Here is a 19,750-nt window from a genome sequence, read left to right on the forward strand (position 1 = left end):
TCTCTCCGTGGCAGTGGACTTCGAAAGCGAGATCAAGGCACTTCGTGCGACCGTGCGCTCCATCGCCGAGGTGAGCGACCTCGAGAAGCTGGAGGCGCAGATCACCGACCTGGAGACCAAGGCATCGGCCCCGGACCTGTGGGACGACGTCGAGGCCGCCCAGCAGGTGACCAGCCAGCTCTCCCGGGCCAAGGCCGAGCACGACCGGGTCACCTCCATGGAGGCCCGCGTCGAGGACCTCGAGGCGCTGGTCGAGCTGGGCCAGGAGGAGTCCGACGCCGAGACGATGGCCGAGGCGGAGAAGGAGCTCGCCTCGTTGCACAAGGCGGTCAGCGAGCTCGAGGTGCGCACCCTGCTGAACGGGGAGTACGACGAGCGCGATGCCGTCGTGACGATCCGGGCCGGTGCCGGCGGCGTCGACGCCGCCGACTTCGCCGAGATGCTGATGCGGATGTACCTGCGGTGGGCCGAGCGCCAGGGCTACCCGACGAACGTGCTGGACACCTCCTACGCGGAGGAGGCGGGGCTGAAGTCGGCGACCTTCGAGGTGAAGGCGCCCTACGCATACGGCACCCTCGCGGTGGAGGCCGGCACCCACCGGTTGGTGCGGATCAGCCCGTTCGACAACCAGGGCCGGCGGCAGACCAGTTTCGCCGCGGTCGAGGTGATCCCGCTCATCGAGAGCACAGACAGCATCGACATCCCGGAGTCCGACCTCAAGATCGACGTCTTCCGGTCCTCGGGCCCGGGCGGTCAGTCGGTGAACACCACGGACTCCGCCGTCCGGATGACCCACCTGCCGACCGGCACCGTGGTCTCGATGCAGAACGAGAAGAGCCAGATCCAGAACCGCGCCGCCGCGCTGCGCGTCATGCAGTCCCGACTGCTGCTGCTGAAGAAGCAGGAGGAGGAGGCGGCCAAGAAGGAGATGGCCGGCGACATCAAGGCCTCGTGGGGGGACCAGATGCGGTCCTACGTGCTGCACCCCTACCAGATGGTCAAGGACCTGCGCACCGAGTACGAGGTCGGCAGCACCGGCGCCGTCCTCGACGGGGAGATCGACGCCTTCCTCGAGGCGGGCATCCGCTGGAAGCGTGGCCAGGAGCGCGCCGCGGAGTAGCGGCGCGGTAGCGGACCGGTCAGACGACGGTGACCGGGGTGTCCATGGTCATCGTCCCGGTCTCCCAGAACATGTCCATCGCGGCGACCGAGACGCGGGCGCAGCCGTGGGAGTCGGCCCACGGCGGGATGTACTCCGAGCCGTGCACCGCGATCCCACCGTTGAAGTACTGCGGGCGGTAGAGGTCGCCGAGCGGGCCGGGCTGCCAACCGGGGGAGTAGGTGTTGAAGACGGAGAACGACCCGGCCGGGGTGACAGCTGACAGGGTCTGGCCGTACCAGTCGTAGGGCTGCCCGTTGCCGGTGGAGGTGTTGAACACCCAGCGGGTGCGGCCGCCCTCGATGACCTTGAGCAGCTGGGCGCCGAGGTCGATCTCGATCCGGACGCCGCGCGGGATGCGGTTGCCCGGGAGGTCCGGCGCGGGGGTGCGCGGCGCGGGGAGCTCCCCGGCCAGCGCGAAGAAGGAGTTGCGGCCGAACTGGCCGTCGGGGGTCAGGCCGTTCGCCTTCTGCAGGGCGTAGACGGCCTGCTGGGTCAGGTGCCCGTAGTACCCGTCGGGCTCGCCCAGCCAGTACCCCTTCTGGGACAGCGCCTGCTGCAGCGGGTGCACGTGCGCGGCCCGGGAGCCCAGCCCCACGACCGTGTGCAGGCCGGCCCCACCCAGCGGGGAGGCGGCCTGGCTGGGACGGGCGGCCGCGGTAGCCATGGCCAGGGCGCCGGCGACGCCGAGCGCGCCGGAGACGAGACGCCGGCGGGGGATCCCGCTGCGGGCGCGGTCACTGTCGACGACGTCGCTGGTGGTGAGGGACATGGTGGCGTCCGTCATGCTGGTGCTGACCCCCTGGGAGTACCGGTGCTATACGAGCAGATTCTACCGGCTGTGGAGGCGGGTCATGACGCGGCGAAAGGATGTCGGCGCGCCGAGCAAGACAATATTCACCAATCACTCCAGTCACGGACGTAACCTGCTTGTGCCTGTGGTCGAGCCCCCTGACCCCAGGCGGCCGGCCGGTCGAGCCCAGTTCCGTGCCGGTCGACCCGACCACTGAGGCCTCCCACGATGATCGCGTTCGAGAACGTCACCATGCGGTACGCCAAGGGCGACCCCCTGGCGCTGCAGGACGTCACTCTGGAGATCTCCCGGGGCGAGTTCGCCTTCGTCGTCGGCGCCTCCGGCTCGGGCAAGTCCACGCTGATGCGGTTGATCATCCTGGAGCAGGAGGCGACCAAGGGCCGGGTGCTGGTGGCCGGTCACGACCTGTCCACCCTGCCGAACCGCAAGATCCCGCACCTGCGCCGTCAGGTCGGCATCGTCTTCCAGGACTTCCGGCTGCTCTCGACCAAGACGGTCGCCCAGAACATCGCCTACGTCCCGCAGGTGCTGGGGGTCAAGCGCCACGCGGTCCGGCAGCAGGTGGCCGAGACCCTCGAACTGGTGGGGCTCAGCGACAAGGCCAAGCGGATGCCGAACGAGCTCTCCGGTGGTGAGCAGCAGCGCGTGGCCATCGCCCGGGCGATGGTCAACAAGCCCACGATCCTGCTGGCCGACGAGCCGACCGGCAACCTGGACCCGGGCATCAGCCAGGAGATCGTGGCGATCTTGGACCGGATCAACCGGGCCGGGACGACGGTCGTGATGGCGACCCACGACACCACCATCGTCAACGAGTTCCGCAAGCGGGTCATCCAGCTGCGCGACGGTCAGGTCGTCCGCGACCAGGCCGAGGGGGAGTACGAGGCGGTCGAGGTGGAGCTGGCATGAGGCTGGGATTCCTCGCCGGGGAGGTCGCCAACGGGCTGCGCCGCAACACCTCGATGTTCGTCTCCGTCGTGCTGGTCACGATGGTCTCGTTGTTCTTCCTGGGCAGCGGCCTGCTCGCCCAGCGGCAGGTCGACACGCTCAAGGGCTACTGGTACGACCGGGTCCAGGTCTCGATCTTCCTGTGCACCCCCGACAACAGCGACGTCGCCTCCTGTGCGGGCGGCGGCGCCACCGAGGCGCAGCGCGACCAGCTGGCCCGGGACCTGGACGGGCTCAGCCCGCTCGTGGAGCAGTACTGGTTCGAGTCCAACCAGGAGGCCTACGACCGGTTCCGCGACCAGTTCCGCAACTCGCCGGTGCTGGACAACATCCCGCAGGAATCGATCCCGGAGAGCTTCCGGGTGCAGCTGTCCGACCCCACCAAGTACGACGTCGTCGCCAGCGCCTTCGAGGGCGCCCCGGGGGTGGAGAGCGTCGAGGACCAGCGGGAGGTGGTGGACAAACTGTTCACCTTCCTCAACGCCGTGAGTATCAGCGCGGTGGCGCTGGCCGGGGCGATGGTCGTTTGCTCGGTGCTGCTGATCAGCACCACGATCCGGTTGACCGCCTACAGCCGACGGCGGGAGACCACGATCATGCGGCTGGTGGGCGCCTCCGCCTTCACGATCCACACCCCGTTCATCATCGAGACGGTGCTCGCGACCCTGTTCGGCGCCGCCCTCGCCGTGGGGTTGTTGTATGCCATGGTCCACTACGGGATCGCCGGTTTCCTGACCGATCTGCTCGCCGGGGAGGGCGGGATGATCGGGCTGATCGGCACCGGCGACCTCTGGGCCATCGTTCCGTTCCTGGTCGGAGGCGCTGCGCTGCTGGCGATCGTGACCTCCTGGCTGGCCCTGATCCGACATGTAAGGGTGTGACCGAGGTGAGGACACGATGATGACCCGGCCCACGACACGCCGTCGCCTCGGCGCGGCCACGGCACTGGCGCTCAGCGGGCTGCTCGCCCTCTCCGGGCCGGCCCTCGGGCTGGACGACATCCGGGACCGGATGAGCGACGTCGAGCGTCAGCAACGTGAGGCGCAGGAGTCCCACGGAGAGGTCGAGGGACAGATCGGCGACCTCGAACACGACCTGGAGCACACCTCCAAGGAGCTGGTGACCGCCCAGCAGAAGCTGGAGGCGACGACCGCGAAGGTCGAGCAGGCCCGGCTCGACCTCGCTGCCGCGGAGCAGGAGCTGGCCGACGCCGAGGCGGAGGCCGAGCGGATCGACGGTGAACTGACCCTCGCCTACGCCAACGAGGAGAAGATTCAGGGCAGCCTGGACCAGGTGGCGGCCGACCGGGCCAGCACCCAGGCCGCGGCGGGGTCGATCGCCCGCGAGAGCTACAAGAGCAACGGCCTGGGCAACCTGACGATGACCCTGGAGGTGCTCTCCGGCAGCGAGGACGTGCTCGGCGACATGTCGCGGGCCAGGACGGTGCTGCGGGTGCAGGACAACACGCTGCAGGAGCTCATGACCCAGCAGGCCCAGGAGGTCGCCGAGCAGGACCGGCTCGCCGGGGTGCGACGGGACATCTCGCTGCTCCTAGCGGAGGCCGAGGCCAACGTGCTGCGCTCGGAGCAGGCCCGCGACGACGCCGAGCAGGCCACCCGCGACCTGGAGGCGCTGGAGGCGCAGCAGGCGCAGGACAAGGCCGAGCTGGAGAAGGAGAAGGCGGCGCTCGAGGCGGACCTGGCCGTGGCCCAGGCCGAGTCCGACGAGCTCGAGAAGGAGCTGTCCCGGCTCGCCGAGGAGAAGTACGGGCTGGAGGTCGAGGAGAAGGCCGAGAAGCAGCGGATCGCCGACGAACAGGCGCGGCAGCGGGCCGAGGAAGAGGCGCAGCGCCAGCGCGAGGAGGAGGCGCGCCGGCGCCGGGAGGCACCGGCCCCGGCACCCCCTGCGGCCTCACCCCCCGTGTCCGCGCCCCCGGCCGCCCCGGAGCCGGCTCCTGCCCCGGAGCCCGCACCGCCGCCGGCCAACCCAGGCGCCCTGTCGGCACCGGTCAACGCCCCGACCTCCAGCGAGTTCGGCTACCGGATGCACCCGGTGCTGGGCTACCCGCGGCTGCACGCCGGCCTCGACTACGCCATCGCCTGCGGGCTGCCGGTCCGGGCCGCGGCCAGCGGCACGATCATCTCGGCCGGGTTCAGCGACGGCGGCGGCAACGTCATCGTCGTGGACCATGGGGTGAAGCGTGGGGTCAACCTGACCACGCGCTACCTGCACCTGAGCGGCTACGAGCGCACCTCCGGCACGGTCGCGGCCGGCGACATCATCGGCTACGTCGGGACGACTGGTCTGTCCACCGGGTGCCACCTGCACTTCGAGACGCGGGAGAACGGCGTGCCGGTCAACCCGCGCGGCTGGCTCTGACCGGCCCCACCCGATAACGGTTGGGTCGGCGTGGCCCCGGCCGGTTAACCTGGGCCGTTCGAGGAACGGCATACACGAGGGACGGAGCCATGGCCAGGGAGAGCGGGCGCAAGCTCATCGCGAGCAACAAGAAGGCGCGCCACGAGTACCTGATCGAGGACACCGTGGAGGCCGGCCTGGTGCTGACCGGCACCGAGGTCAAGTCGCTGCGGATGGGCCGGGCGACGATCGTCGACGGGTATGCCGTGAACTACCAGGGGGAGTTGTACCTCGAGGGCGTCCACATCCCGGAGTACTCCCAGGGCACCTGGACCAACCACGCGGCCCGGCGCCGCCGCAAGTTGCTGATGCACCGGGCCGAGATCGAGAAGTTCATCGCCAAGTCCGAGCAGGCCGGTCACACCATCGTGCCGCTGTCGCTCTACTTCAAGGACGGCCGGGCCAAGGTCGAGCTCGGCCTGGGCAAGGGCAAGAAGCTGCACGACAAGCGGCAGACCCTGCGGGAGCGGCAGGACCGGATGGAGGCGCAGCGGGCCATGTCGGCCCACCTGCGCCAGCACGGCTGAGGATCAGCGGGTGCTGCCGGTCAGCCAGTCGGCCAGGCCCGAGTGGGCACCCGTGCCGTCCAGCACCTTCGCGTAGCGCTCCAGGGTCGCCCGGTGCGGCACGACGAGCAGGCCCATCGCGATCAGCGTCGGCACGGCGGGGACCAGGTAGGTCACGAAGGACTGGTCCGGCAGCGCAAACATGGTGACCAGACCGATCAGCGCGGGAGCCTCCAGCACCGCCATCCGGGGCAGGTGCAGGGCCTGCACCGCCTGGAAGGTCTGCCCGCCGGTGGCGTTGGGGGGCAGCGGGGTCGCCCGGCGGAGCAGGAGCTCGGAGAGGCCGATGGCGACCACGAGCACGCCGAGCAGCGCCAGGCTCACCCACACCGGGGGCAGCACGACGTCCGGCGCGACGAAGTAGGCCACGACCGCCAGCATCACCAACGCGCCCATGAAGGCGAACGTCAGCATGAAGAGGATGCGGAGCAGGGCAGGGCCGTTCGTGGAGCCGTAGTTGGCGGGAGGAGGAGTAGTCACGGGGGGACAATGTAGTTCACCGTCCCGCCGCCGCGCTCACCGGCGGGAATGCGGTGGAGCACCCCGGCGTTGGCACGGTAGGCTCAGTCCTCCACGGGCCGGCACCACGGCCCGTCGGATCTTGACAACTGCACAGTGTGACGTGCCCCCGACCATGGGGGTGATCGGTTTCGACGTTGTTCGGCCAATGCGGAGAAGCGGGTCGAGAAGGCAAGGTCATCTCGTAAACGTTCCTTGCAAACCAATAGGTGCCGATTCCAAGCGCACCGACTTCGCCCTCGCCGCCTGAGCGAGCCACGAAGTCCGTCAGCCTGAGCTAGTTTCCGACTCAGTGCCTGGCGTCAGCTAGGAAACTTGCTGCGTGATCATGTTGGGGGATCACGCGGGACTCTCACTCAACTGGGCCTGTCAGGGGACGTGTGCGTGCGAGCCCTGGGGCCGAGAAAATCCGTAGCGCACTGCACCCGGAGAAGTCCTCATTCCCCGGCAGCGGACGCGGGTTCGATTCCCGCCACCTCCACCACCTGCGGGTGGCGCGTCACACTGTGCAGCCACAAAACCTCCGGACCTGCACAAACTGCAGGTCCGGGGGTTTCTGTGTTTGGGACACGGCTGGCCACGTCTTCGCATGTGGCGCCAAACTTCCGTCACCTCGACCCCGTTGCTTCCGACCATGCCACGTGGAGCGTTGGAGTAATACGCCGGTTTCGCCCGGCGACTGGTATTCGTTGACCGCGTTCGGAGGCGCGGCCTAGCATGGTTCGCGTGTCGACCCGCAACTATCGGCAGCCGTCGCCGGCGACGCATCGCAGGGCCGCGTCCCCGGTTTCGCAGACGCCGGAGCACGTGCTGCGGGTCCTGCAGCGATCGGCCGGTAATGCTGCTACGTCGCGGATGCTCCAGCGCCTCATCTACAAAGATGACAAGGCCAAGGAGGAAGGCGGCAACTACCAGAACATCGAAAGGTGCCGTGGTATCAGGGCTTGAGTGCGGCGGAGAAGGCGATAGCGCTCGCGCTCCACAAGAGTGACCAACAGCATCTGACCATCACGGAAGCCCAGGCGAAGATCACGAAAATTCTGGAGGGCAAGGAGACACTCGTCGAAGAGGACGCGGGTTACGACAGCGGCGCAGATCACGATGACGTCGCTGTGGACGACCGGATCCTGACCGTGCAGGAGTTCGAGGCGTTGCCCGAGAAGGGGAGGCTGAACCCCTTCAAGTTGCGGACGGTGCAACCCGGCATCGAGTTGCACTTCGCGGATAAGTCGAAGGGGAAGGTCGCCGACCTCGGCAACCGGCTCGCGGAGGACCCCGAACTCGCGCGCCGGCTGCCCGCCGTCAAGATCGGGGTGTACAAAGGCCGCGTCTACAGTTTCGACACGCGGCGCGTCGTGGCATGTCAGATGGCCCGGGCGAAGAACCCGGCCGTGGTGATCAGCTTCGAGAAGATTAACGAGAAGGACAAGGCAACCCGCGTGAGTTCCGTCTACGGCGCGCGTCCCTGGATGGGGATAGTAACCGCGATGCGAGAAGCAGGGATGAGGAGCGGCTCAAGGCCGCACATCAACCCTGCCTATGAGGCGCAGTTGAGCGACCGCGTCCACTTGAGTTGGGACATCACGTCGCATATCGGCTTCCCCAAAGAGCAGCCCAAGATCTCCGAGGAGGGGGACGACGACGCCGAGGCGAAGGCGGTCGCCACGGAGGTGATCAACGACGTCAAAGAGGAGCAGCGGGAGAAGGGCAGCGGCGAGTCTGGCGTGCTTCCGGCCGAGCCGACAGATGATTTGTTCAGCGGGCTCGAGAAGAGGCCGGAGCCGGAGAAGGGCATGCTGCTGGCCGAGCTCGAGAAGCTGGAGAAGGACCTGGCGGAGTGGGCGAAGGGCGCTGAGGCCACACTATCGTCGCAGAGACAGATCGAGCACGCCCAGCAAATCTGGGCGTACATCGTCAGTGCGCGCAAGCAGGGCCTCAACCGCTCGGCGCTGAACGGATGGATGCTGGACGATGTCTTCGAAAGAGTCAACCTGCTTCCGAGGAACGCGAAGACCCAGTTCTTGTGGGAGTGGAGGATCCCGAGAGACCCCGGCAACTCCCGAGCGCCGCTGATTCGCAAATTGCGGGGTGGCTGACGGGCTCCCACCTCACGGCTACTACGTCGAAGCGTGCGGTGGGGTGAAGCTCTCGATGTTGGGTCACGGCGTTGCGCAGGCTCCGTTCTGTCTTCCCGGCTGAGCCGGGTGGTTTCTATGATGAGATCTGGAGTTGTCGATCTGGTGGGCGGGAAGGGTGTGAGTGTCGTGTCGCGTCGTAAGCGTGAGCAGGGCCGCCCTGAGGCGTTCAGCCCTCCGGTCGACCAGGGCCTCGGCCCAGCTTGAGCGGCGCACGGTGCCGTCCGGCTTTGTGCGCTCCGCGAGTGTCCAGCGGATGCTGGACAAGCGGCGCCAGCACCCGGCGTAACCTGCAGCCGGGCTACGGGCAGACTCCCGCCGATCCTGACGAGCTAGCTGGGCTTGTATGACTGGCACCGTGACCCCAACGATCTTGCGACCTTCATCGCAACCCAACCCCTGGGTCCGTAGCACTGCGCAGCGGTCAGCCCCTGCCCTCAGCCGTCCTCGAGGTGTCCCTCGAGCGTGGGGAAGCGTCGCAGCACCTCGGACAGGTCGGTGACCTCGGACAACTTGTCCAGCGCCCGGACGATCTGCTCCCGCGCCTCGTCGGCGTCGGACAGGGTGTCCTGCCCCGTATGCCGCATCTGGAAGAAGGCAGGTTGGCGCGAGTCCACGATGGTGGGCATCGAACGATCGACCTTGTGGTGTCCCGCGCCGGATCGCAGGGTCAGTTCCCCTGCGGCCGCGTCGTAGTGCCCGATCGCGGCGAGCCCCTGGGCGCCGAAGAGGCGCCGGGCTGCCCGCACCTGGCGGACCGTCCCCCGGTCGTAGAGGCCGGAGTAACCCGCGGCCAGGCTCACCGAGCGACCACGGTCGTTCGGCGTCGCGAAGGCAGCGATCCGGTCGAGGTAGTCCACCGCGAGGATGTCATCGTCGTCGAGCCGGAAGCGCACGACGGTCCGGGACGGGCGGTCCTCGGCGGCGAGCAGCTCCTCGACGGTCGGGTTGGCGGTCTCCCCGCGCGCGTTCTCCTGCAGGCACAGCACGGGGTACTGCTCGGCCGCCGCGAACAGCTCCGAGCGCCACGGGTCCGGCATCTGCTCGGAATACATCACGACGTGGCGGTAGGTGTGCCGTTCGGACATCCGCTGCAGGAGCGGCAGGGTCAGGGTGAGGAAGATGTCGCAGCGGGGGCGCATCCGCTCCGGGGACCACAACTGCTCCCGGTAGGCGTCGGCGTCATCGGTGTTGCGGGTCAGCTTCCAGGCGGCCCCGTCGGGGCGGTACACGCTGAACCGGGTGACGCCGAAGAAACTGGGGGCCTCGTCCTCCGGTGGGTCCCGACGAGCCCTGGCGGTCAACTGCGTGGCGGCACGGCGCAGGCGGTGCCGGATGTGGGCGCTCACCGGATCCGTACCCCCTCGTCACGCTCGTCGAGCCCTGCTGGTGTTTCGTGACTCATCGTGGCACGGAGAGGGAGGTCGGCGCGCGCCGGAGCCCAGGTGATCGGGGGCGCTGCTCGCGCTGGGGGGTCAGGCGTCGCTCTCGGCGGCGGCCAACTTCGCGCGCACGTCCTCCATGTCGACGTCCCGCACCTGCTGGATGAGCTCCTCCAGGGAGGCCTTGGGCAGCGCGCCGGGCTGCGCGAACAGCAGCACGCCCTCCCGGAAGGCCATGATCGTGGGGATGGAGGTGATCTGGGCGCCCGCGGCCAGCTCCTGCTGCGCCTCGGTGTCGATCTTGCCGAAGACCACGTCGGTGTGCTGCTCGGACGCCTCCTCGTAGACGGGGGCGAAGGCGCGGCAGGGTCCGCACCAGGAGGCCCACCAGTCGACCAGGACGATGGGGTTCTCGTCGAGGGTCCGGTCGAGGTTCTCGGTCGTCAGTTCCACGGTGCTCATGCAGGCGTCAACCACCGGACCCGCCCCGGAGATTCCCGAGGGGCGCGACGCGCCACCCGGCACGTGGCACGGACGACCGTGGGGTTGGGACAGAATGGGGACCATGTCTCCCGCCGCGCCGTCCGTGTCCAACTCGATCACCGTCCGCCTGGAGCTCCCGGCCCGCGCCACCGCGGTCAGCGAGATCTCGATCGCGGTCGAGGAGGCGGGCGGGATGGTCACGGCCGTGGACATCACCGAGTCCGGCACCGAGCGGCTGCGGGCCGACCTGACCGTCTCCACCCGCGGCGCGGACCACGCCCCGCAGGTCGTGGAGGCGATGCGGTCGGTGACCGGCGTGCAGATCCACAAGGTGAGTGACCGCACCTTCCTGGTGCACCTGGGCGGCAAGCTGAGCGTGGAGTCCAAGCTGCCGATCCGCAACCGGGACGACCTGTCGCTGGTCTACACCCCGGGGGTCGCCCGGGTCTGCCAGGCCATCGTCGACAACCCCGAGGACGCCCGCCGGCTGACCATCAAGCGCAACACGGTCGCCGTGGTCACCGACGGCACCGCCGTGCTGGGGATGGGGGACATCGGGCCGCTCGCCGCGATGCCGGTAATGGAGGGTAAGGCCGCCCTGTTCAAGCGGTTCGCCGACATCGACGCCTTCCCGATCTGCCTGGACACCCAGGACGCCGACGAGATCGTGCGCATCGTGAAGGCGATCGCTCCCGGTTTCGCGGGGATCAACCTGGAGGACATCTCGGCCCCGCGTTGCTTCTACGTCGAGGCCAGGCTCCGGGACGAGCTGGACATCCCGGTCTTCCACGACGACCAGCACGGCACGGCCATCGTGACCGTCGCCGCCCTGCGCAACGCGCTCCGAGTGGTGAACAAGGAGCTGTCCGAGGTCAAGATCGTGCTCTCCGGGGCCGGGGCGGCCGGCACCGCGATCCTGCGGTTGCTGCTGCGCGCCGGTGCGCGCAATGTCGTCGTCAGCGACTTCCACGGCATCCTGCACCCGCACCGGGAGGACATCGCCAGCGGCGACAACAGCACCATGGCCTGGATCGCCTCGCAGACCAACGAGGCCGGGCTCACCGGGACGGTCCGGGACGCCGTCGTCGACGCCGACGTCTTCATCGGGGTCAGCGCCGGCGACATCCTCACCGGGGACGACATCGCCAACATGAACGACGACGCCATCGTCTTCGCGATGGCCAACCCGGTGCCCGAGGTGGATCCCACGGCGGCGGCCCAGCACGCGACCGTGGTCGCCACGGGGCGCAGCGACTTCGCCAACCAGATCAACAACGTGCTCGTCTTCCCGGGGGTCTTCCGCGGGTTGCTGGACGCGCAGACGGACAAGATCACCGACGAGATGCTGCTCGCCGCGGCCATCGCGCTCGGCGACGTGGTGGGCGACGACGAGCGGAACCCGACCTACATCATCCCCAGCGTGTTCAACTCCCGGGTGACCAAGGCCGTGGCCAAGGCGGTGGCCGACGTCGCCCGGGCGGGTCAGGAGACGGTCGAGGAGCTGCTCTCCACCCCCTCCCCGGACGGGGAGGTCGAGGTGGTCGGGCCGCTGTCCCTGGGCCGGTCGCTGAACGACCGGTCCAGCCGGACCCGGGCTGCGGCCGAGGCCGAGCAGCATGCCGAGTCGGACTGAGACGCCCCTCCCGACGGAGCAGTCGACGGTCGGGCGACCGCTCCGGCTGCTGGGCTGGTGCCTGTTCTGGCTCCTCCTGCTGGCCCAGGTGTACCTGCTCTACCTGAGCACGGGATCCGGTGAGCCCTACTTCCCCTACGACGACAAAGTCGCCCACCTGCTGATCTTCGGCGTGCCCGCGGGGCTCGCCGCCCTCCTGCGACGCCCGTGGGCGGTCGGGGTCGTCGTGGCCCACGCCCTGCTGTCGGAGCCGCTGCAGGCCTGGCTCACCACCTCCCGGGTGGCCGACCCCTGGGACCTGGTCGCCGACCTCGTCGGGATCGTGCTCGGCGTGGTGGTGGCCTCCGTGCTGCTCCGGCGCACCCGACGGTCGACCTCCCTCCACCCGGCCGAGGCCGAACGCGCCCTGCGGGGGGACGGGTGAGTCCGCATACCTCCACGGCCGGGCAACTACTCGTCGCGACACCGCTCACGGGGGACTTCTTCCGGCGCAGCGTCGTGCTGGTGCTGCACCACGACGAGGAGGGGGCCCACGGTCTGGTGCTGAACTCCCCGACGGAGGCCGAGGTCGCGGCCGTGCTCCCCGAGTGGCAACCCCACGTCACCGCACCCGGGATGCTCTTCCAGGGTGGCCCGGTGGGTATGGACACCGCGATGGGCCTGGTCAGCGTGCCCGGCGACGCCACCGATGACCTGCTGGGCGTGTCCCTGCTGTTCGGCGGACTGGGGCTGGTCGACCTGGACGCGCCGCCGCCGGTGGTGACCCCCGAGATCGCGGGACTGCGGATCTTCGTGGGGTATGCCGGGTGGTCGCCCGGGCAACTCGACCAGGAGTTGCGCGATGGTGCCTGGTACGTCGTGGCGTGCGAGCCGCGCGACCCGTTCCAGCCCGACACGTCCGGGTTGTGGCGCGACATCCTGGTCCGACAGCGCGACACGCTCTCGCTGGTGGCCACGCATACCGATACGCCGGAGCTGAACTGAGGTCACGCCCCCGCCCGGGGGCCGGGTCCTAGACTGGACCCATGGACGAGCGCACCCAGATCACCGCCATGTCCGAGCCGCTGGACGCGCCGGAGGCGCCCACGGCCCCGTCGACGCGCACGGCCGTGCTCGAGCGGGAGGACACCCGCACCGACCCGCGGCTGAGCGAGCCGGGTGACCACGAGCGCTTCGCGCACTATGTGCGCAAGGAGAAGATCATGGAGAGCGCCCTCAGCGGCGACCCGGTCGTGGCGCTCTGCGGCAAGGTGTGGGTGCCCGGTCGCGATCCCAAGAAGTTCCCGGTCTGCCCGGCCTGCAAGGAGATCTACGAGGGTCTGCGGGCCCCGCAGGACGGCGGGGAGTAGCCCCGTCGGACGGCCCGGCACCACGGCCTCGGGCCGCCCGACGCTGACCTTCTCGCCCGGCCTATAACACGGTCCACGTCGGTCGGGCCGGCAACCGCCCCCCGGCATGTCGGCGCCGGAAGTTTTCTATCCTGAGCGGCGATGTCCACTTCCGCCGCCTCCCACCTGCCTCCCGCCTATCCCGCACGCGCGCCGTGGGGGACCGCGCCCAAGTTGCGCGCCTGGCAGGCCGCGGCGCTCGGGACCTACCTGACCGAGCAGCCCCGCGACTACCTGGCGGTCGCCACACCCGGGGCCGGAAAGACGACCTTCGCGCTGCGGGTCGCGACGGAACTGCTGGACCGGGGCGTGGTCGAGCGGATCACCATCGTGGCGCCCACGGAGCACCTGAAGACCCAGTGGGCCGAGGCCGCGGCCAAGGTGGGGATCGCGATCGACCCCAAGTTCGCCAACGCCCAGGGCCGGCACAGCGCGGACTTCCAGGGCGTGGCCGTGACGTATGCCGGGGTGGCCAGCAAGCCGATGCTGCACCGGGCCCGGACCGAGGCCGCGCCCACCCTGGTCATCCTCGACGAGATCCACCACGGCGGCGACGCGCTGAGCTGGGGGGACGCGATCCGGGAGGCGTTCGAGCCGGCCACGCGACGGCTCGCGCTGACCGGCACGCCGTTCCGGTCCGACACGGCGGCGATCCCGTTCGTGCGGTACGAGCTGGACGAGCAGGCGACCCTGCGCTCCAGCGCCGACTACACCTACGGGTATGCCGAGGCGTTGCGGGACGGGGTGGTGCGCCCGGTCCTGTTCCTGGCCTACGGCGGCAACATGCGCTGGAAGACCAAGGCAGGCGACGAGGTGGAGGCGCGGCTGGGGGAGCCGCTGACCAAGGACCTGACCGCGCACGCCTGGCGGACGGCCCTGGACCCGGCCGGGGAGTGGATCCCGTCGGTTCTGCACGCGGCGGACAAGCGGCTCACCGAGGTGCGCCACCACGTGCCCGACGCCGGGGGCCTGGTGATCGCCTCCGACCAGTCCTCGGCCCGCGCATACGCCAAGCAGCTGGAGGCCATCTGCGGGGAGAAGCCGGCGGTGGTGCTCTCCGACGACGCGGGGGCGTCCCGCCGGATCGAGGAGTTCTCCGACGGCGACGCGCGCTGGATGGTGGCCGTCCGGATGGTGTCCGAGGGGGTGGACGTCCCCCGGCTGTGCATCGGGGTGTACGCCACCTCCACGTCGACGCCCCTGTTCTTCGCCCAGGCGATCGGCCGGTTCGTCCGGGCCAGGCGCCGCGGCGAGACCGCCTCGGTCTTCCTGCCCAGCGTGCCGCTGATCCTGCAGCACGCGGCGAACCTGGAGCTGGAGCGGGACCACGCGCTGGACCGCAAGGGCCGGGCGGAGGAGGGCGATGAGGGGATCTGGGCCCCCGAGGAGGACCTGCTCGCGCGGGCCCAGGCGGCGGAGCAGGCGATGGACTCCACGGGCAGCTTCGAGGCGCTGCAGTCCGACGCCGAGTTCGACCACGTGCTCTTCGACGCCCAACAGTTCGGGATGGGGGCCATGCCCGGCAGCGAGGAGGAGCAGGACTACCTCGGACTGCCGGGACTGCTCGAGCCGGACCAGATGAGCCACCTGCTGCGGGAGCGGCAGCGCAAGCAGCAACGCAACGGTGGCGGCCGGGAGGCCGCGGCCCGGGTCTCCGCCCACCGGGCGCTGGCCCAGCACCGCAAGGAGCTCAACACCCTGGTCTCGGCATATGCCCGGAAGTCGGGTCAACCGCACGCCGTGGTGCACGCCGAGCTCCGGCGATCCTGCGGGGGCCCGGAGCTGGCCACCGCCACGACCGAGCAGGTGACCCAGCGGGTCGAGACCATCCGCCGGTGGATCGTGGGACGGCGCTGACCCATCCCGATGCCGCGCGGCTGCGGCCGGGCATTGCTACCGTGCCGGGATGAACGTGCCGGCGCCGCGGGGCGCGACCGGTCCGGAGACCGCCCAGACGCTCGACCGCGGCCTGCAGATCCTGGAGTTGCTCGGGGGACCCACCGGACACGGGGGCCTGACGATCAGCGAGCTGGCCGGCCGCCTCGGGGTCGGGCGCGCCGTGGTCTACCGACTCGTCGCGACCCTGGTGGCCCGGGACTTCGTGAGCCGCAGCCAGGACGGGCGGGTCCGGTTGGGGGTGGGGCTCACCCGGTTGTCCGTCGCGGTGCGACCGATGCTGGTGGAGGCGGCCCGTCCGGTGCTGCGCGACCTGGCCGACACGGCGGGCGCGACCGCCCACCTGACCATCGTCGAGGGGGCGGAGGCGGTGGCGCTGGTGGTGGTCGAACCGAGCTGGACCGACTTCCACGTGGCCTACCGGGTGGGGACCCGTCACGCGCTCACCCAGGGTGCGGCAGGGCGTGCGGTCCTCGCCGGCCGGGAGGGGCTGGACGAGACCGTCCTGACCCACGGCGAGCTCCAGTCGGGGGCCTACGGCGTCGCGGTCCCGGTGCTGGGGATCCCGGGGCTGGAGGCGTCCGTGGGCCTGGTGTCCATGGGGTCGCTAGAGGGGGCGGAGGTGGCGGCGGCGGTCCGTGCCGCGGCCAGCCGGGTGGCGCTTGCCCTCGGGGCGGGAGAAGCCGCCCAGGACGCGGGCCGTCCGTAGCAGGTGGGTCGTCCCGGGGACACGGACGGCGTCCGCGGTGGCCCGTTCCGGTTTCGGGTGCTCCGCGTGACACTCTTGGACCATGACACGTGAGGCAGGTTGGTACGACGATCCGCAGGATCCACAGATCATGCGTTACTGGGACGGGGTGCAGTGGACGAACCACACCAGCCCCAAGCACAAGCCGGACCTGGGTGACTCCTCGATCGGCTCACCCCCTCCGCAGGCCGGTGCGCCGGGTCAGCAGGGATACGGGCAGGGCCAGCAGGGCTATGGGCAGCAGGGGTACGGGCAGGGCCAGCAGGCGCCCTACGGCCAGCAGGGCCAGCAGGGCTATGGGCAGCAGGGGTACGGGCAGGGCCAGCAGGCGCCATACGGCCAGCAGGGCCAGCAAGGCTACGGGCAGCAGGGCGCCTGGGGGACCCCGATGCCCGGCGGCGGTGCGTATGCGGGGGCCGGTGGCCCGACGACCCCGGACGGTCAGCCGCTGGCCGGGTGGTGGATGCGGCTGCTCGCGCGCATCATCGACGCGATCCTGATGGGCGTCGTGATCGGTGGCCTCGCGTTCACCGTGGTCGCGCCCGACCTGATGGACAACATGGGGCAGTGGCTGGACTCGGTGTTCGACGCGGCGGAGGCGGGCTCCACGGTGACCCCGGCCGTCCCGGAGAGCATCAACTCCGACCTGCTCAAGGTGGGCATCTTCTCCGGCGTCCTCGGACTGGCCTACGAGATCCTGATGCTGAAGTACGTCGGGGCGACGGTGGGCAAGCTGGTCGCCGGCCTGCGGGTGCGGTTGCGGGACCAGCCCGGGCCGTTGCCCTGGGCCACCGCGGCCATCCGCGGTGCCATCTGGTCCGGCCCGAGCCTGATCAGCGGGCAGAACTTCCTTGGCACGCTGGCCGGCCTGTTCACCATCCTCAACGGGCTGTGGCCGCTGTGGGACCCCAACAAGCAGGCCATTCACGACAAGGTCGCCAAGACGAACGTCGTGCGCAAGCGCTGACGATGCAGTTCACCGAGCGGGAGCTGACCGCCGCGGTCGAGGCCGCGGCCCGGCTCACGATGGCGGCCAGCAGCCCGCCGTGGCGCCGCAAGGACGCGGACACGGCGTGGGAGGACGCCCCGGCGCTGAAGAAGTACCAGTACCGGGCCGCGGCGGGCGAGGTGGTGCTGCCGGCCCTCACCGCCCTGCCCGAGCGTCCCGTGGTCGGTGCCCGTCCGGAGTTCACCGAGCAGGAACTCGGCGAGGCCGCCGAGGGCGTGGTCCGCCACCAGGTCGAGGCCCGGCGGGAGGGCGCCTGGGAGAAGCTCTCGGACCGCAAGCGGGCCGCACTGGTGGCGTCCACGGTGGCCTTCGTCCGGGCCGCGCTCGCTGCGATGCCGGTGCGGCGCGACCCGGACGACCCGGAGAACTTCGTCGTCCCCGACCACCTGTAGGCCGTGGGCGGGCAGCCGCCCACCCACGGTCGGCCCGGTCGGCTTCCTCAGACGGCCGGGCGGATGGTCCCGGAGACCTCGCCCAGGCCGATCCGGGACCCGTCCGGTCCCGGGGCACTGGCCGAGATCGTCACGGTGTCGCCGTCCTCCAGGAAGGACCGGGTGGAGCCGTCCTCGAGGGTGATCGGTTCGGTGCCGTTCCAGGTCAGCTCGAGCAGCGACCCCCGGCTGGCGGGGTCGGTCCCGGACACCGTGCCGGAGGCGAACAGGTCGCCGTCGGACAGGGCTGCGCCGTTGACGGTCAGGTGCGCCAGCATCTGGGCGGGGGACCAGTACATCGTCCGGTAGGGCGGGCGGGAGACCAGGGTGCCGTTCAACCTCACCTCGAGGTCGAGGTCCAGGCCGAACGCGGACCCCTCGCTGCCGCGCAGGTAGTCCAGCGGGGTCGGGTCCTGGCCGGGCAGCGGCACCCGGGCGGCGGAGAGGGCCTCCAGGGGCGTGATCCAGGCGGCGATCGAGGACGCGAAGGACTTGCCCAGGAACGGGCCGAGCGGCACGTACTCCCAGGCCTGGATGTCCCGGGCCGACCAGTCGTTGAAGAGGGCGACGCCGAACAGGTGGTCCGCGGCCTCGTCGACGCCGACCCGGGAGCCCACCTCGGTGGCGCCCCCGACGACGAAGCCGACCTCGGCCTCGATGTCGAGCTTGACGCTCGGGCCGAAGACCGGTGCCGGGTCGTTCGGGCCCTTGCGCTGGCCGGTCGGTCGGACGATGTCGGTGCCGGAGACGACCACCGTGGAGGACCTGCCGTGGTAGCCGATCGGGAGGTGCTTCCAGTTGGGGGTGAGCGCGTCCCCGTCGGGGCGGAAGATCCGGCCGACGTTCGTGGCGTGGTGCTCGCTCGCGTAGAAGTCGACGTAGTCGGCGACCCGGAACGGCAGGTGCAGGGTGATCCCGTCCACCGGGTGCAGGTGGGGCTCGACCGCGCCCCGGGAGGCCGGGTCGGTCAGTGCCTGACGGGCCCAGGCGCGCACCGCGGACCAGGTGGCCCGGCCGGCGGCCAGGAGCGGGTCGAGCGATCCACCGGAGACGGTGTCCGCCCACTCCGTCCCGGCGGCCGTGGCGGCCGCCCCCAGGTCCAGCACGTGGTCCCCGATCCGGATGCCGAGGCTGCGGCGGTCGGGTGCGGCGCCGGTGCTGAACACCCCGTAGGGCAGGTGCTCGGTCCCGTAGGGGTGGTCGGCGGGAAGGTCGGGCCAGGTGGCGGTCATCGGTGGTCGGGCTCCTCGTGCCGTGGGGGACAGGTGGTGGTCGTGCGGTGCTCAGTCGCCGATCAGGCCGAGCTCGTGGAACTCCCCGACGGGGTCGAGCACACCGCAACAACCGTAGGAGGTGAACCGGCTGCGCGTCGCGCCGACCTCCTCGTCGGTGAGCGCGCTGAGCGACTCCACCAGGGTGTCCGGGTCCCGGACCAGCAGCGTCTCGACGAGGTCGTCGACCTCGTGGCCGGTCATGCCGCGGTGGGTCGCGAGCAGGACGTTGAGCGCACCGTGCTGCTCCTCGGTGCGGCCGTCGGGCAGGTCCACCGTCCGCGCGACGGCGTGGTGCAGCCCGCCGGTCAACTTGAACGGGAGGTCGAGACGCAGGCAGCCGAGCAGGAAGCCGGCCAGTTCCTGCGCGGTCGGTGGCGGGAGGTCCCCGGCCGACTGGGTGCGCAGCTTGGCGCGCAGGTCCACGGACTGGTCGGTGGCGCTGGCCAACGAGGCGAGGGCCGCGCGCTGTCCCTGGGGGTCGCGGCCGACCTCGACCGCGAGGGGGAGGTCGTGGCGCAGCGCGTGGGACCAGTCCGGCTGGTGGGCGACCTCGAGCCCGACCAGGGTGATGCCCCCGGTGCCGCGCAGGATGCTGAGCGCGATCTCGACCTGGTCCAGCGAGGTGCCGGGGCGGGCGATCAGCACGACCGGCAGGGGCCGGCGCACGGGGGTCTGGCCCATCACCTCGAGCAACTGGGCCGCCGCGGAGGCGGGGATCAACAGCGGACCCACCAGGTCGGCATACGGCCCGCGTCGCCGTGCCAGGTAGTCCGACACGGCGGTGTCGACGGCCGCCGACCCCGGCGGGAACACCGCGGCGTCGTCGATCAGCCGGGCGAAGAGGGACCGCTCGGTGTGGTGCTCGGCCTGGGTCGGGGTCCTCGTTGACACGATCGGCAGGCTACTGCATGGTGAGAGAGCCGGAGACACTCGTGTCCGGTAATCGG

General features: G+C 70.5%; 21 protein-coding genes and 1 other RNA gene. 16 read left to right on the top strand and 6 right to left on the bottom strand.

Annotation, left to right across the window (positions count from 1 at the left end):
* Nucleotides 1–7 precede the first annotated feature (7 nt).
* Nucleotides 8–1,120, top strand: a complete 1,113-nt coding sequence (gene prfB / locus FB467_RS08905; RefSeq protein ID WP_141784784.1) for a peptide chain release factor 2 — start codon at nt 8–10, stop codon at nt 1,118–1,120.
* 19 nt (nt 1,121–1,139) lie between these two features.
* On the opposite strand, the gene FB467_RS08910 is transcribed toward prfB, so the two are convergent.
* Nucleotides 1,140–1,946: a L,D-transpeptidase family protein gene (locus FB467_RS08910; RefSeq protein WP_228393083.1), complete on the bottom strand. Its 807-nt coding sequence runs from the start codon at nt 1,944–1,946 to the stop codon at nt 1,140–1,142.
* Between the two features lie 234 nt (nt 1,947–2,180).
* Here FB467_RS08910 and ftsE point away from each other — a divergent pair, with 234 nt between their 5' ends.
* The 4 genes from ftsE (at nt 2,181) to smpB (ending at nt 5,866) form a co-directional block, all read left to right on the top strand.
* Nucleotides 2,181–2,882 carry a cell division ATP-binding protein FtsE gene (gene ftsE / locus FB467_RS08915; protein WP_141784785.1) on the top strand — a complete coding sequence of 234 codons (702 nt, stop codon included), beginning with the start codon at nt 2,181–2,183 and terminating at the stop codon, nt 2,880–2,882.
* Nucleotides 2,879–3,802 (top strand): permease-like cell division protein FtsX, encoded by a 924-nt coding sequence (gene ftsX, locus FB467_RS08920; protein WP_141784786.1) that lies wholly within the window; start codon nt 2,879–2,881, stop codon nt 3,800–3,802. The genes ftsE and ftsX overlap by 4 nt, the downstream gene beginning before the upstream one ends.
* A gap of 19 nt (nt 3,803–3,821) precedes the next feature.
* Entirely contained in the window at nt 3,822–5,300 is a 1,479-nt protein-coding gene (locus tag FB467_RS08925; protein ID WP_141784787.1) for a M23 family metallopeptidase, read from the top strand.
* Nucleotides 5,301–5,389: 89 nt separating this feature from the next.
* Complete coding sequence (smpB, locus tag FB467_RS08930; RefSeq protein ID WP_141784788.1) at nt 5,390–5,866, top strand: SsrA-binding protein SmpB; 477 nt, start codon at nt 5,390–5,392, stop codon at nt 5,864–5,866.
* Between the two features lie 3 nt (nt 5,867–5,869).
* Here smpB and FB467_RS08935 read toward each other — a convergent pair whose 3' ends face one another.
* Nucleotides 5,870–6,385, bottom strand: coding sequence for a hypothetical protein (locus FB467_RS08935; protein ID WP_141784789.1), 516 nt, complete (start codon nt 6,383–6,385; stop codon nt 5,870–5,872).
* Between the two features lie 156 nt (nt 6,386–6,541).
* Here FB467_RS08935 and ssrA point away from each other — a divergent pair.
* From ssrA to FB467_RS08950, 3 genes are all read left to right on the top strand, one after another.
* Nucleotides 6,542–6,908: a transfer-messenger RNA gene (gene ssrA / locus FB467_RS08940) on the top strand.
* A 242-nt stretch (nt 6,909–7,150) separates the two neighbouring features.
* A complete protein-coding gene (locus tag FB467_RS08945; protein ID WP_141784790.1) occupies nt 7,151–7,372 on the top strand; it encodes a hypothetical protein in 222 nt (73 codons plus the stop codon).
* A complete protein-coding gene (locus FB467_RS08950) occupies nt 7,351–8,520 on the top strand; it encodes a hypothetical protein (RefSeq protein WP_141784791.1) in 1,170 nt (389 codons plus the stop codon). Before FB467_RS08945 ends, FB467_RS08950 begins: the two co-directional genes overlap by 22 nt.
* 476 nt (nt 8,521–8,996) lie before the next feature.
* On the opposite strand, the gene FB467_RS08955 is transcribed toward FB467_RS08950, so the two are convergent.
* Together FB467_RS08955 and trxA are read right to left on the bottom strand one after the other, a co-directional pair.
* The gene (locus FB467_RS08955) at nt 8,997–9,908 is read right to left on the bottom strand and encodes a glycosyltransferase (protein ID WP_141784792.1); all 912 of its coding nucleotides are present in this window, start codon (nt 9,906–9,908) and stop codon (nt 8,997–8,999) included.
* A 126-nt stretch (nt 9,909–10,034) separates the two neighbouring features.
* Entirely contained in the window at nt 10,035–10,403 is a 369-nt protein-coding gene (gene trxA / locus FB467_RS08960) for a thioredoxin (RefSeq protein ID WP_141784793.1), read from the bottom strand.
* 103 nt (nt 10,404–10,506) lie between these two features.
* Here trxA and FB467_RS08965 point away from each other — a divergent pair, with 103 nt between their 5' ends.
* From FB467_RS08965 to FB467_RS09000, 8 genes are all read left to right on the top strand, one after another.
* Nucleotides 10,507–12,057: an NAD-dependent malic enzyme gene (locus FB467_RS08965; protein ID WP_141784794.1), complete on the top strand. Its 1,551-nt coding sequence runs from the start codon at nt 10,507–10,509 to the stop codon at nt 12,055–12,057.
* Nucleotides 12,041–12,481 carry a VanZ family protein gene (locus FB467_RS08970; protein ID WP_141784795.1) on the top strand — a complete coding sequence of 147 codons (441 nt, stop codon included), beginning with the start codon at nt 12,041–12,043 and terminating at the stop codon, nt 12,479–12,481. Before FB467_RS08965 ends, FB467_RS08970 begins: the two co-directional genes overlap by 17 nt.
* Nucleotides 12,478–13,041, top strand: coding sequence for a YqgE/AlgH family protein (locus FB467_RS08975; RefSeq protein WP_141784796.1), 564 nt, complete (start codon nt 12,478–12,480; stop codon nt 13,039–13,041). Before FB467_RS08970 ends, FB467_RS08975 begins: the two co-directional genes overlap by 4 nt.
* Before the next feature lie 68 nt (nt 13,042–13,109).
* A complete protein-coding gene (locus FB467_RS08980) occupies nt 13,110–13,406 on the top strand; it encodes a DUF3039 domain-containing protein (RefSeq protein WP_141786567.1) in 297 nt (98 codons plus the stop codon).
* Between the two features lie 141 nt (nt 13,407–13,547).
* Nucleotides 13,548–15,302, top strand: coding sequence for a DEAD/DEAH box helicase (locus FB467_RS08985; RefSeq protein WP_141784797.1), 1,755 nt, complete (start codon nt 13,548–13,550; stop codon nt 15,300–15,302).
* A 49-nt stretch (nt 15,303–15,351) separates the two neighbouring features.
* The gene (locus FB467_RS08990; protein ID WP_141784798.1) at nt 15,352–16,050 is read left to right on the top strand and encodes an IclR family transcriptional regulator; all 699 of its coding nucleotides are present in this window, start codon (nt 15,352–15,354) and stop codon (nt 16,048–16,050) included.
* A gap of 82 nt (nt 16,051–16,132) precedes the next feature.
* Nucleotides 16,133–17,056: an RDD family protein gene (locus tag FB467_RS08995; protein WP_141786568.1), complete on the top strand. Its 924-nt coding sequence runs from the start codon at nt 16,133–16,135 to the stop codon at nt 17,054–17,056.
* A 2-nt stretch (nt 17,057–17,058) separates the two neighbouring features.
* Complete coding sequence (locus tag FB467_RS09000; RefSeq protein ID WP_141784799.1) at nt 17,059–17,490, top strand: hypothetical protein; 432 nt, start codon at nt 17,059–17,061, stop codon at nt 17,488–17,490.
* 47 nt (nt 17,491–17,537) lie between these two features.
* Here FB467_RS09000 and fahA read toward each other — a convergent pair whose 3' ends face one another.
* Together fahA and FB467_RS09010 are read right to left on the bottom strand one after the other, a co-directional pair.
* Nucleotides 17,538–18,761 carry a fumarylacetoacetase gene (gene fahA / locus FB467_RS09005; RefSeq protein ID WP_141784800.1) on the bottom strand — a complete coding sequence of 408 codons (1,224 nt, stop codon included), beginning with the start codon at nt 18,759–18,761 and terminating at the stop codon, nt 17,538–17,540.
* Nucleotides 18,762–18,812: 51 nt separating this feature from the next.
* Nucleotides 18,813–19,694 carry a hypothetical protein gene (locus tag FB467_RS09010; RefSeq protein WP_141784801.1) on the bottom strand — a complete coding sequence of 294 codons (882 nt, stop codon included), beginning with the start codon at nt 19,692–19,694 and terminating at the stop codon, nt 18,813–18,815.
* Nucleotides 19,695–19,750 lie beyond the last annotated feature (56 nt).

It is taken from the genome of Ornithinicoccus hortensis, assembly GCF_006716185.1.
Classification (GTDB): domain Bacteria; phylum Actinomycetota; class Actinomycetes; order Actinomycetales; family Dermatophilaceae; genus Ornithinicoccus; species Ornithinicoccus hortensis.

Excerpts from the sequence above, each read along its gene's own strand:
- FB467_RS08965 (WP_141784794.1), top strand. The coding sequence starts at position 10,507 with ATGTCTCCCGCCGCGCCGTCCGTGTCCAACTCGATCACCGTCCGCCTG.
- ftsE (WP_141784785.1), top strand. The coding sequence starts at position 2,181 with ATGATCGCGTTCGAGAACGTCACCATGCGGTACGCCAAGGGCGACCCC.
- FB467_RS08990 (WP_141784798.1), top strand. The coding sequence starts at position 15,352 with ATGAACGTGCCGGCGCCGCGGGGCGCGACCGGTCCGGAGACCGCCCAG.
- fahA (WP_141784800.1), bottom strand. The coding sequence starts at position 18,761 with ATGACCGCCACCTGGCCCGACCTTCCCGCCGACCACCCCTACGGGACC.
- FB467_RS09000 (WP_141784799.1), top strand. The coding sequence starts at position 17,059 with ATGCAGTTCACCGAGCGGGAGCTGACCGCCGCGGTCGAGGCCGCGGCC.
- FB467_RS08925 (WP_141784787.1), top strand. The coding sequence starts at position 3,822 with ATGACCCGGCCCACGACACGCCGTCGCCTCGGCGCGGCCACGGCACTG.
- ftsX (WP_141784786.1), top strand. The coding sequence starts at position 2,879 with ATGAGGCTGGGATTCCTCGCCGGGGAGGTCGCCAACGGGCTGCGCCGC.
- trxA (WP_141784793.1), bottom strand. The coding sequence starts at position 10,403 with ATGAGCACCGTGGAACTGACGACCGAGAACCTCGACCGGACCCTCGAC.
- FB467_RS08910 (WP_228393083.1), bottom strand. The coding sequence starts at position 1,946 with ATGACGGACGCCACCATGTCCCTCACCACCAGCGACGTCGTCGACAGT.
- FB467_RS08995 (WP_141786568.1), top strand. The coding sequence starts at position 16,133 with ATGACACGTGAGGCAGGTTGGTACGACGATCCGCAGGATCCACAGATC.
- FB467_RS08985 (WP_141784797.1), top strand. The coding sequence starts at position 13,548 with ATGTCCACTTCCGCCGCCTCCCACCTGCCTCCCGCCTATCCCGCACGC.
- FB467_RS08970 (WP_141784795.1), top strand. The coding sequence starts at position 12,041 with ATGCCGAGTCGGACTGAGACGCCCCTCCCGACGGAGCAGTCGACGGTC.
- smpB (WP_141784788.1), top strand. The coding sequence starts at position 5,390 with ATGGCCAGGGAGAGCGGGCGCAAGCTCATCGCGAGCAACAAGAAGGCG.
- FB467_RS08980 (WP_141786567.1), top strand. The coding sequence starts at position 13,110 with ATGTCCGAGCCGCTGGACGCGCCGGAGGCGCCCACGGCCCCGTCGACG.